This is a genomic window from Nocardia sp. NPDC049707 (assembly GCF_040674855.1).
Taxonomy (GTDB): Bacteria; Actinomycetota; Actinomycetes; order Mycobacteriales; family Mycobacteriaceae; genus Nocardia.
Map to the genome: position 1 here is coordinate 21,756 of NZ_JBFANN010000061.1, position 16,017 is coordinate 37,772.

Genomic DNA, 16,017 nt, shown 5'->3' on the forward strand with positions numbered 1-16,017 from the left:
TTACCCGAGGCAAGAATACCCCGAATTCGAAAAATTCCAAGACGAGGGCCGAACTATGGAATCCGATCGTCAGCGAGCGACTGGACGCACAATTGGGAACAGTATCGTTTCGCGGATTCCCAATCCCGTGAGTGCCATCAACAAGCGATCGATTCCCATACCGGTACCCGTTGTCGGAGGCATCCCGTGCTCCATCGCCGCGAGGAACTCCTCGTCGAGCGCCATCGCCTCGTCATCCCCCTGTGCGGCAAGCCGCGCCTGATCCATGAACCGCTCGCGCTGGATCACCGGATCAACCAACTCCGAATAGCCAGTTGCCAACTCGAAGCCGCGGACATAGAGGTCCCACTTTTCGGTAACTCCGGGTTTGCTGCGATGCTGTCTGGTCAGTGGTGATGTCTCCACTGGGAAGTCGCGCACGAAAGTCGGGGCGTAGAGCTTATCACCGTACTGGTGCTCCCATAGTTCTTCGACCAGTTTGCCGTGGCCATAGCCCTTGTCCTCGGGAATTTCCAGTCCGACCCGATCGGCGAGTGCATGCAATTCCTCGATCGAAGTTTCCGGAGTCACCAATACACCTAGTGCATCCGACAGCGACGGGTACATCTCGACCGTCGCCCACTCCCCGCGGAGATCATATTCGGTGCCATCGGTAAGAGTTACCACTTGCGTGCCGAAGACCTCCTCGGCAACTTCCTGCACCAATTCCCGAACCATCCGCGCGGAGTCGTCGTAGGTGCCGTATGCCTGATACGTTTCCAACATTGCGAACTCCGGCGAATGGGTGGAATCCGACCCCTCGTTACGGAAGTTCCTGTTGATCTCGAAGACCTGTTCCAGGCCGCCGACCACGCATCGCTTGAGGAACAGTTCCGGTGCAATTCGCAGGTAGAGATCGATATCGAGGGCATTGGAATGGGTGACGAACGGCCGCGCCGCCGCACCACCGTGCAGCGTCTGCAGCATCGGCGTCTCCACCTCGAGGAAGCCCCGGCGCTCTAGCGCATTGCGCATTGCGCGCACCACCGCGACCCTGGTCCTGGCCATTTCCCTGGCCTCGGGACGCACGATCAGATCGACATAGCGCTGCCGTACCCGCGCCTCCTCGTTCATCTCCTTGTGCGCCACCGGCAGCGGCCGCAGGGCTTTGGCCGACATGGCCCAGGAATCGGCCATGACGCTCAATTCACCGGTCCGTGAGGAGATCACCTCGCCGTGCACGAATACGAAGTCGCCGAGGTCCACATCGGCCTTCCAGGCCGCGAGGGCGTCGGCTCCGACACCGTTGAGGCTGATCATCGCCTGCAGTTTGGTGCCATCCCCCTCCTGCAGCGTCGCGAAACACAGCTTGCCGGTATTACGCAGGAAAATGACGCGCCCGACGATACCGACCTGCTGACCGGTCTGGGTGTCGGGCTCGAGCTCCGGATAGGCGGCCCGAATTTCGCCGAGAGTATGGGTGCGCGGCACCACCACCGGATAGGCATCACCACCATCGGCGATCAACCGCTCGCGCTTCTCGCGCCGAATCCGCATCTGCTCCGGAACGTCGTCCGCGACGGGCGCGGGACGGTTGGCTTGCCCCGCAGGAACCGAACCCGCGGAGCGACCGGATGAAGGCGTGTTCGGGTTGCTCACGTTCAACAACACTAGCGGGCACCGGAAATCGATTTGCGGGCCGCCCGGGCACGACCGACCAGGAACGAATCGGCGGCCGCCGGAACGCTCCGCACTGCGTTGACTCGCGGCCGCCCCCGGCACCACGAATAGCGGGCATGCTCCGGCAATCACGCGAAAGCCATTGCGTACCCGCATGTTTCGAGATGGAGGTGGTTCGGCCCGAATTTACAGTGCTGCCAGCGCCTCGACCTCGCGGGCGAAGTGCGGCGCCCGGACCCCGACACTGAGTAGGCTGGCCGCCTTCAATGCCTGATAGCCACCGATCACATCGGTGGCCCGATGCAGACCGAGTTCCTGCAGCGCGACCGCGGCGAGACTGGAGGTATAGCCCTCCGAGCACACGATGATCCATTCCACATCGTGATCGTTCGCCAGCGCCAGCCGGGCCGAACTCGACGGATCGAGGCGCCATTCCAGGACATTGCGTTCGATCACCAACGCGCCCGGCAGTGCGCCCTCACGGGCGCGCTGTGCCTGCGGCCGGATATCGACCAGAATCGCGCCCCGATCGACCGCCTGCGGCGTTTCGAAGGCATAGATCCGATTCAGGCGGGCCCGCGCGTTCTCGAGCATCTGATCGATGGTCAAACGGGTCATCACATATCACCTTCGGGCTGGTCGGTGAGGACAGTTCGGGAGCGCCGCAGGGTGCCGTGGCCGGTCACCTCGTAATAGGACATGGCAGTGAGCGGCGGTGAATAAGCGTGCACGCTGAGCGTCGGATCGAGCGGCCCCGCCGATTCCGCTGTGCCATTTCGCACATCCTGCAAGCAGTCGCCAGCGGCCGTCGGTGCGCGCATCACATCGTGCACCCAGCCGATCGGGAACGAGGCCTGATCGCCCGCGGTCAGAGTGCGTCGGCGCAGTTCCGTTCCGTTCCAGCGGAATTCCGATAACGCGCCGCTCAGCACGGTCAATGCGCCGAGTGAGCCGGCGTGGTCGTGCAATTCGGTGGATTTGCCGGGAGTCCAGCTGATCAGCCAGACATCGACCTCGTCGTCGGAAAGCAGCCGGGTAGCCCAGCGCTCATCGGTCGGCCAAATTCCATTGGCGGGCAACAGATGATCGTAGCGCCCGGCGAGTACGTCTTCGGCGCCCTCGTCGGTCAGCCGGAGCAGATCGGCGGGACGCAGGCGGGTGGGTAATGCGGAGGAGACAACACGATCCAGCGGCGGAGTAGCCGACAGGGCATTACGTGCGGAATCGAGGGAAAGAACAGAAGAACGCATCAGCGAATCTCCAGGAGTATGTCAACGGTCGAGGGACTTGCTCAGCCTCGATCGGTCGAGGCAGGTCAGCCTCGACAACACTCCTGGGTGCTCACGCGGGAATACACGGGTGCGAGTGTAGCAGTGCGGAAACCGGCGGCAAAGCGCCCGGTTACGCGCGATTACCCCGGACGGGCATATCAGCCACCCTTACGCCGCTGATTGCGCTCGTAGACCAGGCGCAATCCGGTCAATGTGAGATGCGGCTCGTGGTGGTCGATGGTCTCCGATTCCGGCACGATCAACGGCGCCGTGTGGCCGGTCGCGACCACCGCGACATCGTCACCGGCGAATGCGTCGAATTCATCGCGAATCCGATCGATCACGCCGTCCACCAAACCGGCGAAGCCGAATATCGCACCGGATTGGATGGCCTCGACGGTGTTCTTGCCGACCACCGAACGCGGCCTGGCCAACTCGACCCGGCGCAATGCAGCACGCTCGATGAGCGCCTCGCTGGAGATCTCCACACCCGGTGCCAGCACACCGCCGAGAAACTCGCCCTTGGCCGACACCAGATCGACAGTGGTGGCCGTTCCGAAATCCACGACAATCGCGGCCGTGCCGAAACGATGATGTGCGGCAAGGGTGTTCACGATCCGGTCCGCGCCGATTTCCTTGGGATTGTCGACGAGCAGCGGAATACCGGTTCGCACACCGGGTTCCACCACCACATGCGGCACGTGATCCCAATAGCGAGTGAGCATCGATCTGATCTCGCGCAGTACCGGCGGCACGGTGGACAGCGCCGAAACTCCGACGATCTCGGCCACCTGCGCACCGACCAATCCGCGCACCTGCATGGCGAATTCGTCCGCGGTCAGCAGTGGATTGGTATGCATCCGCCAGTGCCGCACCAACTTCGCATGATTACCACTGCCCGAGAATAATCCGAGCTCGATGCTCGTATTTCGGACATCGATGGTCAGCAGCATCGGCTCAGGCGTGAGCGACGGGCGCGGAGGCGGCAGCCCGCGTAACCACGGAGGGCCCCGGGAACGCCGCATCGGGCACAGCGGTCAGTGAGCGGGGCGTGACCAGACCGGAACCCTCCGGGGCATGCGCCGGATCGGAGCCGAGTTCGGTCGCACGATTGTGCTCGTCGACGAAGACGACCTTCGGGGCGTATTCCTTCAACTCGGCCTCGTCCATCATGCCGTAGGCGATCAGGATGACCAGATCGCCGGGATGTACGAGATGGGCGGCGGCGCCATTGATTCCGATAACGCCGGAGCCGCGCTCACCGGCGATCACATAGGTCTCCAGGCGGGCGCCATTATCGATATCGACAATGCAGACCTGTTCCCCCTCGAGCAGATCGGCGGCGTCGAGCAGATCCTGGTCGATGGTCACCGAGCCGACATAGTGCAGATCGGCGTGGGTCACCGTGGCACGGTGGATCTTCGACTTCATCATGGTGCGCAACATCGTTGTCGCCCTTCCTAAATGCTGGCCTGGGCAGGCTGGGAGTCGGTCGCGGCGGTGCGCGAATCGGGAAGTGCGGGGTGGCCGCCGCTAGCGACTGCTCGCAGGTCGCTCGAAACAACACCGCTAGCGACTGCTTGCAGGTCGCTCGAAACAACACCGTCGACGGGTGCGCCGAGCGTGACAGCGGTGTTGTCGATCAGGCGGGTCGCGCCGACCTTGGCGGCGATGAGCAGTCGCGCATTGCCGTTCACGGGGGCCGGGCCGAGCGTCGACGACCGCAATTCGAGATAGTCGACATCGACACCGGGGGTCGCGTCGAGCACCGTGCGGGCGGCCGCCAGCACAGCATCCGCGCCGAGCGCACCTGCATGCCGACCGGCGGTCAGCGCCGCCGACAGGGCCAGCGCCGATTCCCGCTGCGCCGCATCGAGATACCGATTGCGGGAGGAGAGCGCGAGGCCGTCGGGTTCGCGAACCGTCGGCAGCGGCACGATCTTGACGTCCATATTCAGATCGCGCACCATCTGCCGGATCAGCGTGAGCTGCTGATAGTCCTTCTCGCCGAAGAACGCCTCGCTCGGGCGTGCGATATTCAGCAGCTTGGCGACCACGGTCAGCATGCCCGCGAAATGTGTCGGGCGACTGGCGCCTTCGAGCTCGGCGCCGATCGGGCCAGGATGCACGGTGGTACGCGGGCCGTCCGGGTACATATCCGACGCACTCGGCGCGAAGACCAACTCCACGCCTTCGTTGCGCAGCAATTCGACATCGGCATCGAGGGTGCGCGGATATTTGTCCAGATCTTCGTTCGCGCCGAACTGCAGCGGATTCACGAAGATCGAGACGATGACCACCTGGTTGGTCCGCTTGGCCCGGCGCACGATCTCGAGGTGACCCTCGTGCAGTGCGCCCATGGTGGGCACCAGCCCGACAGTACGGCCGACACCGCGCAGGGCCTTGGCGACCGCGGCGATCGCCTCTGGATCGTGGTGCACAGTCAGCTCGCCGGGGCGGTACGCGCTGGAGCCGATACGCCGCTCACGGGGCCCGGTGTCTGATTCGCGGCGCTCCCGGCCCCCTCCGTGGTTACGCTCCGCTGCCGCCTCCGGGTGCGTCGCTCGCGCCGCGGTGTCTGATTTGCGGCGCTCCCGGCCCCCTCCGTGGTTACGCTCCGCTGCCGCCTCCGGGTGCGTCGCTCGCGCCGCGGTGTGGTTACCCGAGCTGCTTTCTCCGGGCCCGTCACTCGCGCCGGGCAATGTCGGATCCATCATCGGCCTCCCTCGAGCAGCTCGATCAGCGCCGGATTGGTCTTGGCGCGCTCGGCCGTACGCAGCGACATGGCGCGATAGCCCGCGGCCAGCCGGGTATCGACCCCTTCCAGGGCGGTCAGATGGGCAGCGACGGCATTCGCGTCGCCGCGCGCCACCGGGCCGGTCAGCGCGGACTGGCCGCGACGCAGGGCATTGTCGAGGGCGGCGGAGGCCAAGGGGGCGAGTAGCCGCTCGGCCAGACCGTTGGGTTGATCGTCGACGAGCTGCTGGCCGAGCAGGCCGGGGCCCGCCAGTGCGGCGCGCAGTGCGTCGACCGCGTCCAGGACCACCGTGACCAGGTGATTACTGCCGTGCGCGAGTGCGGCGTGATAGAGCTGGCGATTTTCTTCCTGAACCCGAACCGGCTCGCCGCCCATTTCGATCACCAGCGATTGCGCGATGGCGAAACCGATTTCGTCCGCTGCGGTAATGCCGAAGCAGGCATTACCGAGGCGGGCGGCATCCTCATCGTGCCCGGTGAAGGTCATTGCCGGATGGATGGCCAGCGGCAGTGCGCCGCGCTCGGCCAGCGGGGCGAGTACACCGACGCCGTTGGCGCCGGAGGTGTGCGCGACGATGGTGCCGGGCCGAACCACACCCGCGGATGCGAGCCCGCGCACCAGCCCGGATAGTTCGGTATCGGGTACGGCCAGCAATAGCAGTTCGCTGCGTGCGGCGACATCCTCGACCGGCAGGATCTCGGAGTCGGGTAGTCGAGTACGGGCCCGGTGCACCGAGGCATCGGATATGGCGGCCACGCCGAACACCACGTGTCCGGCGCGCTCGAGCGCCGCGCCGAGCGCGGAGCCGACACGTCCCGCCGAGATGATTCCCACCGTCAAGCGTGCCGGCGCGAGGTCACTCGCAGCGTTGTCAGGGTTGACGCTTCTCGAGGTCAACGTTGTCCTCTCGATATCGTTCCAGTCCCGGACAGCCGGGTACCAGACGTTGCGCACCGAGAATATCGCAGCATTTTCGGCCGCGCGGACGCAGCGTCTTCGCGGCCCCCTGGTGTCCGGCCTCCGACCGGCCGAGAATGACGACTTCGTCGTATGCACTTCGACCGCTCGGCTGCCCCTGACCTGCCGCGCCTGCGTGCGGACGCGAGACGGGCCGCGAACGGGTCGGGCGTAGGACTCGCTCCGTCGCGGTCGCCTGAGTGGCCGAACTCACGCTCCGGCTATGGGAACGGGCTACTTGCGTCCTTTTTCCTCCGACTGCAGGTTGGCCATGATCTCGGCCACCGAAAGTCGGCGCGAGGAGTTGCCGGAGTCGGCGTCCGGATCGACCCGGCGACGGCGGCGGGAGGTACTGGTGCCCAGTGGCGGGACCGCGGTCGTCGGTTGCGGGGCGGGCTCGGGCTCGGGCTGTGGGGGCGCGTACTGCTCCGGTGTCGAGAAGTCGTGCGACTCGACCTCGGACGGGTTCGGCTCCGGCGACACGCGCGGCGCGACGGTGTACTCCAGCGGCTGCAGGCGCGGCGGGACACCGGTCTTCTCCGGATCCTCGGTGAACGCATCGGCCCAACCGGCAGTGGCGCCGAGCTGGTCGGTATCGCGACCATAGTCGACCTCGGCGTCGGCGATCTCGGCGTCATCGTCGACGGAGACGACCGCGGTCTCCGCGGTCACCGGATCGTCGAAGGGGCTGGCGAACTGCGGGGCCTCCGGATGATCCGTTTCGAAGACCGGGGTGAAGGTGCTACGAGATTGCTGGAACGCCATGTCCAGCCAGCTGTCGGCATTCGCCGAGCTACTGTCGGACGAATTTCCGAATGCGATCGGCAGCTCGTGAATCCTGGTCGCATCGGCGCGCAACGCGGGACGATCCATCGGCAGATCACCGTCGAAGAGCCGCTGCAGGCTCTGCCGGAGCACAGTGAGTTCGGCACGCAGGGCGGCCATTTCGGCCGCATCAGCACCCACCTCCGCGCGCACCCGCGCCTCGACGCCGAGCTCGTACTCGCGGCGGGCGGTTACCTCACGTTCCAACTGGAGCTCGTACACGGTCTGCAGGTCACGAACCTTGGCCTTGTCGATCGTGGCTTCCTTGCGGTACCGCGTCGCGGCCAAAGCGCCGATGACGGCCGCCCACAGCGCCGCCACCAAACCGATCCGGACGAACTGCAGACGGTCACTGAAAACCAGGAAAACGCTGGCAACCAGACCCAGCAGAATCAATGCGCCGATGAACAATTTTCCCGCTTCGTCCCGCCGTCGACGAGAGGTGCTGCTACGCGAGGGGGAAACCATGCACGCAAGGGTAGCTTGATCAGCCAGCCGCGCCCAGATTCTCACACGGTGATTCCGGCGGGATAATTTGCTATGTAGTTGCCGGATCATCGGAAGGGTCCTCGGGAGCCCGACAGCAATACTCGAGCCATAGTGCCGCAGCTACCAAAGCCGCCCCCGCCAGCATCCCGACAATGGCGCCGGGGCTATCCGCACCCGCGGCATTCAAGGTGTCGCGCTGCGGAAAGACCCACAAAAGGAAACCCAGCCAGACACCGGCAGCGAGCGAGCCGACCTGCGCGGACGCCTTCGCCAATGCGACCGCGCGGGCCGCGGTGATCGGATGGAGCTGATGGATGCCGTCACCGATCTGATGTTCATTGACTCGTGCCCGGATTACGAAGCCGAGCGCCACTTCGATCGCGGCCACCGGATAAAGCGATGCGCCCGCGTAAATCGAAATCGGCGGGAAACTGCCATAGGCCATCCGGGTGAGCAGCCAGGCGATAAGGGCCGCGACAACGACATTTCCGATGAGATCGAGGATCCGGGTCGGCTTCAGTTTCACACCGATCCCTCCGCGGCTCCTGACAGCGAGAATTCGGTCGGCCGGACACCCGCACATTCGGCCGCGTCGAGTTCGGCGAGCCGGTCGTGCACCGGCCGCACGGTTCCATCGACCTCGAGTTCCGCGTCCGGCTGTACATCCAGCCACGGGATGAGTACAAACGCCCGGTTGTGCGCCTGCGGATGTGGCAGGGTCAATTCCGGATCGTCGCTGCGGCAGACCACGCCGTCCTCGGCACACCACACCACATCGACATCGAGAGTGCGCGCACCCCAACGCACGTCCCGTACCCGCCCAGCGGCCTGTTCCAGCTGCTGGCCGAAGCTCAGCCAATCGTGCGCGCCGAACTCCGGATCATCAACCAGCACAATGGCATTGAGATAGTCGTCCTGTTCGACGCCGCCCCACGGCGCGGTCGAGTACACCGGCGAAACCGCGACCACCCGCTGCCCGAGCCCTTCCACAACACTGCGCAGATGCGCGAGCCGATCGCCCAGATTCGAGCCGATCGACAAAACGGCGCTACTCATGCCACCCCTCTCCGCTGCCGCGAAGTCACCACGCGGACATCGGCGAAGGTATGCGGAATCGGCGCCGATGGTTTGTGCACTACGACCTCGACCGCCTCGATGCGAGGATCGGTCATCACATCGTCGGCGATCTCGGCGACCACCTTTTCGATGAGATTGCGCGGCGGCCCCTGGATGATCCGCACGGCGCGCTCGGCGAGGGCGCCGTAGTCGATGGTGTTCGCGAGGTCGTCGGTGGCCGCGGCCGCGGCGAAATCGACCCATATCGTCAGATCGACCAGGAATTCCTGGCCGTCGCGGCGTTCGTAGTCGAAACAGCCGTGATAGCCGTAGGCGCGCAGGCCGCGCAACTCGATCCGGTCCATCTCCCGGCCATCGCCTCGCGACGAATCGCCGCGCGATGCTGTCGTCATAGCGCGACTCCTCGGGTGCTGTTTCGGGCGGCGCGTTGCCAGGCGTCGGTCACGGCAATGGCATCCAGCGAGGCCCGCACATCGTGGACGCGCACCCCCCACGCCCCGTGCAGGGCGGCCAGCGCCGACACCGTCGCAGTGGCAATTTCGCGGCCGTCGGGTGGGCGCGGACCCGTGGCATCGGCGAGTAGGGCGCCGAGGAAACGTTTCCGGGAGGCTCCGATGAGTATCGGCAGCCCGTGGCCGACCAATTCGGGCAGCGCACCGAGCAGCGCCCAATTGTGTTCGGCGTTCTTGGCGAATCCGAGGCCGGGATCGAGTACCAGCCGGGACTGGTCCACACCGGCCGCAACGGCCAGTTCCACCTGCGCGGTCAATTCGGCGAGCACCTCGGCGACCACATCGTCGTAATGGTCGGCCGGACCGGTGTGTCGATAGTCCGCGCCCGCCCGCCAGTGCATGAGAATCCACGGAACCTCTGCCGCCGCAACGACTTTCACCATATCGGGGTCGGCGCGGCCACCGGAGACATCGTTGACGACCGAAACTCCGGCCGCAATCGCCGCCGCGGCGACACTGGCCCGCATGGTGTCCACGCTGGTCGGCACACCGGCGGCTACCAGGCCGCGAATGACCGGAACCACTCGCGCGGCCTCGGTTTCCGGGTCGACCCGCACCGCACCGGGCCGGGTCGATTCGCCACCGATATCGATAATGTCGGCGCCCGCCTCGTACAGCTCGATGCCGTGTGCGATGGCCAGGCTCGCATCCAGATAGCGGCCGCCATCGGAGAACGAATCGCTGGTGACGTTCACCACGCCCATGACCACGCAGGAGCGCTCACCGCTAGCGATTGCTTGCAGGTCGCTCGAAACAACACCGCTAGCGATTGCTTGCAGGTCGCTCGAAACAACACCACGCGGCGCGACGCTGCTCCGGAGGGGATCGGGGGCGTGGGGCGACACCGCGCGGTGCCTCACTTCCGCAGGATCAGATCGAGGGCCTCGGCCCGCGAGGCGGCGTTGGACTGCAGCAGACCGCGCACGGCGGAGGTGGTCGTGCTGGCACCGGGCTTGCGGATACCGCGCATGGCCATGCACAGGTGCTCGGCCTCGACCACGACAATGGCACCGCGCGGATCCAGCTTGCGCATGATGGCATCGACGATCTGGCTGGTCAGCCGCTCCTGCACCTGCGGTCGCTTGGCGTACAGATCGACCAGCCTGGCCAGTTTGGACAGTCCGGTCACCCGGCCGTGCGGGCCGGGGATGTAACCGACATGCGCGACGCCGTGGAAGGACACCAGGTGGTGTTCACAGGTCGAGTACAGCGGGATGTCGCGAACCAGCACCAACTCCTGGTGCCCCTCGTCGAAGGTGGTGTTCAGGACCGAATCCGGCTCCAGATAAAGCCCGGCGAACGTCTCCCGATAGGCGCGGGCGACCCGTGCGGGCGTATCGATCAGGCCGGGCCGGTCCGGATTCTCGCCAACCGCGATCAGCAACTCTCGAACCGCGGCCTCGGCGCGGGCTTGATCGAATGCGCGGCCGGTCTCCAGTGCGATCAATTCCGGCTCGACCGGTCCTGCGCCGTTGTACCTGGCCCTATCCGCTTCGTCGAGAGCGCTGGCGTTCGCAATGGCACCGCCGCTCACATACGTTGGGCCACCGACGTGATTGTTGGCGGACAATCGAGGACACCTCCAAAATCTCGGGTGCGAGGCATCACCCCGCGCCCAAATGGTCGAGCCTAATCGGCACGTGTCAGCGCCGACCGTTCGGTCCATCCCAATCGTGGTTCTCGCCCTCGTTATTCCCGGTGCCATTGGTGGGCTCGTCATAGGCGTCGTTGCCGCGGCCCGGCTGCCCCCATGGCTGCTGCGGCTGCGAATAGCCGTGGCGCGGTTGCGCCTCGGCCGGCCAGCCGCCGTAGCCGGACTGACCCGACTGCTGCTGCGACTCGTCGCGCGGCGGCCAACCCGGCGCCGACCAACCGGCCGGGGCACCGTAATCCGGTCGCGAACCGTGCGTCGCGCCCTGACGCGGGTAAGCCGGAGACGGCGCCTGCGGCAACGGGTAACCGGTCGCCGGTGGCTCGACGTAGCCGCCGTAGCGCGGTTCCTGGTGACCGCCGTCCGGATAACCATTCGCCGCGGCGGGTTCCCGCTGCGGCAGCTTCGGCCGCGGCGGCTCCTGAGGTGGCCACGGCTCGCCGCGTTCGGCGGCCAGTTCGCCCGGGGTCTTCACCGGCGGCTTATCCGAGGGCACGCGCTCGCCGAAATCGTTGAACGCCGTAATGCGCGGCCGCTTGTCCACCGCGGCAAGGATCTCCTCGAGATCCTTGCGGTGCAAGGTCTCCCGCTCCAGCAGCGCCGTGGCGAGCACATCGAGCACATCGCGGTACTCGTTGAGGATGGCCCACGCCTCGGTGTGCGCGGCCTCGATCAGGTTGCGCACCTCCTCGTCGATGGCGCCGGCGACCTCATGCGAATAGTCCGAACCCATGCCCATCGAACGACCGAGGAACGGGTCGCCCTGCTCCTGGCCGTAGCGCACCGCACCCAGACGTGCGCTCATGCCGTACTCGGTGACCATCGCGCGCGCGATCTTGGTGGCCTGGTCGATATCCGAGGACGCACCGGTGGTCGGCTCGTGGAACACCAGTTCCTCGGCGGCGCGGCCGCCCATCGCCATGACCAGGCGGGCGATCATCTCCGAGCGGGTCATCAGGCCCTTGTCGTCCTCGGGCACCGTCATGGCGTGGCCGCCGGTGCGGCCGCGGGCCAGGATGGTCACCTTGTAGACCGGCTCGATATCCGGCATCGCCCAAGCGGCCAGGGTGTGGCCGCCCTCGTGGTAGGCGGTGATCTTCTTCTCGTGCTCGCTGATGATGCGGCTCTTGCGGCGCGGACCACCGATGACGCGATCCACCGATTCCTCGAGCTGCTCGCCGGTGATCACCGCGCCGTTCTCCCGGGCGGTGAGCAGGGCGGCCTCGTTGACGACATTGGCCAGATCCGCGCCGGACATGCCGACGGTGCGCTTGGCCAGACCGTCGAGATCGGCCTCGTGCGAGATCGGCTTGCCCTGCGAATGCACCCGCAGGATGGCGCGCCGCCCGGCCAGATCCGGATTGCTGACCGGGATCTGCCGGTCGAAGCGGCCCGGCCGCAGCAGTGCCGGATCGAGGATGTCGGGGCGGTTGGTCGCGGCGATCAGGATGATGCCGGTGCGATCGCCGAAGCCGTCCATCTCGACCAGCAACTGGTTCAGGGTCTGCTCTCGCTCGTCGTGACCACCGCCGAGACCGGCGCCGCGCTGGCGGCCGACCGCGTCGATCTCGTCGACGAAGATGATGCACGGGCTGTTCTGCTTGGCCTGCTCGAACAGGTCGCGCACACGGGAAGCGCCGACACCGACGAACATTTCGACGAAGTCCGAACCCGAGATGGTGAAGAACGGCACCCCGGCCTCACCCGCGACGGCACGCGCCAGCAGGGTCTTACCGGTACCGGGCGGGCCGTAGAGCAGCACGCCCTTCGGGATCTTCGCGCCAAGTGCCTGGTAGCGAACCGGGTTCTGCAGGAAGTCCTTGATCTCGTAGAGCTCTTCGACGGCCTCGTCGGCGCCGGCCACATCCGCGAAGGTGGTCTTGGGCATGTCCTTGGACAGCTGTTTGGCCTTCGATTTACCGAAGCCCATCATGCCGCCGCGACCACCGCCCTGCATGCGCGACATCACAAAGATGAACAGGCCCAACAAGATCACCATCGGCAGCACGAGCAGCAGGATCTGGGTGAACCAGCTGTCCTGCTTGACCACGGTGTTGAATGGCGCGCCGGACTTCTGCACGGCATCGAACACCGAATTGGAGGTCTCACTGCCGCCCGGATACTTGGCAATGATCTTCTTCGAGCCGGAAGTGGCGTCGTTCCCGTTGTTCAGCTCGATGCGCAGCTGCTGATCGCGATCGTCGATCTGGACGTTCTTGACGTTGCTCTTGTCGTTCAGTTGACTCAACGCCACCGAGGTGTCGACACTCTTCCAGCCGCGCGTGTCATTGCCGAAATAGCTGAACGCATAGATCACGAGCAAGATGCCCGAGACTATGGCCAGGGTGCGAAACACAGTCTTGCGGTTCATAGAGCGAGGCCGGGCGGCCAGTCCTTTCCGGTGTCTCCGGTGCATGCCTAGCGTGGCGTTGGGCACGTCCCGTCCGGTGGTCCGGATGCGGACATGCCACGTTACCGCGTACGGTCTAGTCGATACATCGCGCAGTTCGGCAGCTGGTGTAGTTCGACAGGTAAACGGTCGGGGAGCGTTCGTGGTTCCCGAAGTCTCCGGTCGGGTTACGCCAAGTGGTCACAATCATGTCATGTTCGGCCTATCGTGAGCGACGACACATAGCCGCGGAGCGAGCGACGGGCCCGAAGGCGGTAGCTTGCGTAACCATGTAGGGCCCCGGGAGCACCGCCGCGGATCAAACAGAGCGCAGGGGGTATGGACATAGTTGAGCTACGGACACCCACAGCGATACTGCGGCACGGCCGTGGACGACTGATCGTTCTACGCCCGGGCAGCGATGGTGAGTGCGTACTGGATGTGCCGGTCACCGATCTGCTCAAGGTTCGACTGAACCGGCGCGCCGACGATGCGGTCGTCATCGAGATCTATCTGCGTTATCCGACGCCCGTCCTCACGGGTGTGCCCGCCGACCGCACCCCGTTGCCGGTACTGATCGCCGAACACGATTTCCCAGCGGCCGCCGAAATCGTCGAACGCATCAACGATCAGATCCTGGCCAGCCAGCGCATCGATGTGGCCGCACCCGATCTACAGCCGCCGGCCCCGGAGTGGGGCACGAGCGGGCCCACCCGAGCCGATGTGGATCGAGCCGTGCGGCGGATGGCAACGAAACACGAAGCCAAGGCGGCAATAGCCGCTCTGCATCGCTACGTCACCGTCGATGAATACGTGCTGGAGACCGCTATCGTCGTGGCGCAGTCACCCGCGGGCACCGGCCCCGGCCTGCTGGCCGCGACCACCGGACGGCTGCTGTTCATCTCCATCGGCCCCGGTGAAAGGTATGCGCACGAACTACCCATCCCGGTAGTCATGTGGGCACGCACCACCGATGGCGCCATGTCGACGCCAGGTGAGGTCGGCTCGGTGCGTGGCGAGACCGGTATCGATGTGCACGACGGAAACGTCACGTTGCACTTCACCGGTACCGATCGGGCCGATACCGAGCGCGTCACCTGCGCGGTGAATTTCGCCGTCCGGCGCGATTCGGCCGACAGCGCGGCGGGGCCGGCCGATCCCGGTGTCGCCCAGCTCTATTCCGAATGGGAGTTGCTGGTGGAGCGGCATTCCCTGGGCATGGTCGATGACGGACAGTTCCAACGCTACGGCCGCGGAATTCTGCGCTCACTCCCCGACGGGCACTGATTGCAGCGTGATCCGTCGCCACGGGCTGGTCGGACGCAACCACAGGCGCAGGAGTTCCATGCGCCGATCCACGCCGCCCTTCTTGAGTTCGGCCAGATCCTCACAGGCCTGCCAGTAGGTCCAGCCGGTCAGGTAGGCATCGCCGAATTGGCGCCAATTCTGGTATTTGCGCTGGGCCAGCGGCAGTGCCCGCATCAGATAGTCCCAGGCCACCTCGGCATCGAGATAGCCAGCGGTGAAGGCCATTCGGGCCACCGCGACCACCCGGGCCAGATCCCAAGCATGGATATCGCTCGGCAGCGGGCGAGCCAAATGATCGGTGAAACCGATTTTGATCGCCTGCGACCAGATGTCGTAATCGCGGACCAGCGCCTCCGGATTGTCCATCCCCCGGAACGAGCCGACCTGACGCAGGAAAGCCCGATGCCGATCGGCCCGCTCACCGAACCGGTCGCGTTCACTGGCATTGATCGATGCCATCACCAATGGATGCACCATCGCGTACAACGGCGCGTGCATCCCTTCCAGCAGTTGCTCCATGGAGGCTCGCGCCTCGGTGCCGTCGGTGATGCCCCACGCGCCGGTGAGCGTATCGATAGCGAGTTCGCGCCGGTCACCCAGCGGATGGTCGCGCTCGGGGCCGAGCAGCAGCGCATCATGGAAGGCATCCCAGCGCGCTGAATAGAAGCCACCGAGCGCGAGCGCGCGCAACTCGTCCTCCGATACCGCCGCGCCGGACCAATGGTCCTCTTCCCTCTTGTCGAGCTCGTCATAGGGGAATGTCGTCAAGGTCGGTACACCGCGGCCAGGCATACCCCGATTGTTCCCCATCGATCTTGGATGAACCTGTGTAATCGGAACCGAATTCGCGGGCATCGGTTACTCGGCGTGCGACCAACCCCATCCGCACTGTCGGCCACCACGGAGCGAGCCTTACGAACGACCCGTCCGCGGCCCGTCTCGGATTCGAGCCGTCGCATACGCCGCAGGCACGGAACTCGACCGCCCGGCGCGGGCAAAATCAGGCGCCGAACGCCCCGCCCTCAGCGACCACCACGGAGCGAGTCTTACGAGCGACCGTTCGCGGCCCGTCTCGCGTCCGAGTCGTCGAAGCGCATGCGACGAAGTCGCGAGTCTCGACG

The 16,017-nt window shown here is 65.6% G+C and carries 15 protein-coding genes and 1 pseudogene; 1 reads left to right on the top strand and 15 read right to left on the bottom strand.

Going from position 1 to position 16,017, the window contains the following annotated elements:
* Positions 1 to 69 precede the first annotated feature (69 nt).
* From lysS to ftsH, 14 genes and pseudogenes are all read right to left on the bottom strand, one after another.
* Positions 70 to 1,536 (bottom strand): lysine--tRNA ligase, encoded by a 1,467-nt coding sequence (gene lysS, locus AB0J29_RS33730; RefSeq protein ID WP_364794749.1) that lies wholly within the window; start codon positions 1,534 to 1,536, stop codon positions 70 to 72.
* 309 nt (positions 1,537 to 1,845) lie between these two features.
* Positions 1,846 to 2,268 carry a rhodanese-like domain-containing protein gene (locus AB0J29_RS33735; RefSeq protein ID WP_364794750.1) on the bottom strand — a complete coding sequence of 141 codons (423 nt, stop codon included), beginning with the start codon at positions 2,266 to 2,268 and terminating at the stop codon, positions 1,846 to 1,848.
* Between the two features lie 8 nt (positions 2,269 to 2,276).
* Entirely contained in the window at positions 2,277 to 2,909 is a 633-nt protein-coding gene (locus AB0J29_RS33740; RefSeq protein WP_364794730.1) for a cysteine dioxygenase family protein, read from the bottom strand.
* Between the two features lie 179 nt (positions 2,910 to 3,088).
* Positions 3,089 to 3,883, bottom strand: coding sequence for a type III pantothenate kinase (locus tag AB0J29_RS33745; protein WP_364499401.1), 795 nt, complete (start codon positions 3,881 to 3,883; stop codon positions 3,089 to 3,091).
* Positions 3,884 to 3,887: 4 nt separating this feature from the next.
* A complete protein-coding gene (gene panD / locus AB0J29_RS33750; RefSeq protein WP_364794732.1) occupies positions 3,888 to 4,376 on the bottom strand; it encodes an aspartate 1-decarboxylase in 489 nt (162 codons plus the stop codon).
* 170 nt (positions 4,377 to 4,546) lie between these two features.
* Positions 4,547 to 5,407: pseudogene (gene panC / locus AB0J29_RS33755) on the bottom strand (pantoate--beta-alanine ligase); the annotation flags it as partial.
* Positions 5,408 to 5,643: 236 nt separating this feature from the next.
* Positions 5,644 to 6,585, bottom strand: coding sequence for a DUF2520 domain-containing protein (locus AB0J29_RS33760; protein WP_364794733.1), 942 nt, complete (start codon positions 6,583 to 6,585; stop codon positions 5,644 to 5,646).
* Between the two features lie 294 nt (positions 6,586 to 6,879).
* Complete coding sequence (locus AB0J29_RS33765) at positions 6,880 to 7,938, bottom strand: DUF6779 domain-containing protein (RefSeq protein WP_364794735.1); 1,059 nt, start codon at positions 7,936 to 7,938, stop codon at positions 6,880 to 6,882.
* 70 nt (positions 7,939 to 8,008) lie between these two features.
* On the bottom strand, positions 8,009 to 8,479 hold the full coding sequence (locus AB0J29_RS33770) for a DUF3180 domain-containing protein (protein ID WP_364794752.1): 471 nt from the start codon (positions 8,477 to 8,479) through the stop codon (positions 8,009 to 8,011).
* Between the two features lie 2 nt (positions 8,480 to 8,481).
* Positions 8,482 to 9,015 (bottom strand): 2-amino-4-hydroxy-6-hydroxymethyldihydropteridine diphosphokinase, encoded by a 534-nt coding sequence (gene folK / locus AB0J29_RS33775; protein WP_364794737.1) that lies wholly within the window; start codon positions 9,013 to 9,015, stop codon positions 8,482 to 8,484.
* Positions 9,012 to 9,428 (bottom strand): dihydroneopterin aldolase, encoded by a 417-nt coding sequence (folB, locus tag AB0J29_RS33780; protein ID WP_364794738.1) that lies wholly within the window; start codon positions 9,426 to 9,428, stop codon positions 9,012 to 9,014. The genes folK and folB overlap by 4 nt, the downstream gene beginning before the upstream one ends.
* Entirely contained in the window at positions 9,425 to 10,252 is an 828-nt protein-coding gene (folP, locus tag AB0J29_RS33785) for a dihydropteroate synthase (protein WP_364794740.1), read from the bottom strand. Before folP ends, folB begins: the two co-directional genes overlap by 4 nt.
* A gap of 152 nt (positions 10,253 to 10,404) precedes the next feature.
* A complete protein-coding gene (folE, locus tag AB0J29_RS33790; protein ID WP_364794754.1) occupies positions 10,405 to 10,995 on the bottom strand; it encodes a GTP cyclohydrolase I FolE in 591 nt (196 codons plus the stop codon).
* Between the two features lie 196 nt (positions 10,996 to 11,191).
* On the bottom strand, positions 11,192 to 13,570 hold the full coding sequence (gene ftsH, locus AB0J29_RS33795; protein WP_364794742.1) for an ATP-dependent zinc metalloprotease FtsH: 2,379 nt from the start codon (positions 13,568 to 13,570) through the stop codon (positions 11,192 to 11,194).
* 357 nt (positions 13,571 to 13,927) lie between these two features.
* Between ftsH and AB0J29_RS33800 the strand changes: the two genes are divergently transcribed.
* Positions 13,928 to 14,875: a hypothetical protein gene (locus tag AB0J29_RS33800; RefSeq protein WP_364794743.1), complete on the top strand. Its 948-nt coding sequence runs from the start codon at positions 13,928 to 13,930 to the stop codon at positions 14,873 to 14,875.
* Here AB0J29_RS33800 and AB0J29_RS33805 read toward each other — a convergent pair.
* Entirely contained in the window at positions 14,855 to 15,688 is an 834-nt protein-coding gene (locus tag AB0J29_RS33805) for a DUF1266 domain-containing protein (protein ID WP_364794745.1), read from the bottom strand. The two genes, AB0J29_RS33800 and AB0J29_RS33805, sit on opposite strands and share 21 nt — an antisense overlap.
* Positions 15,689 to 16,017 lie beyond the last annotated feature (329 nt).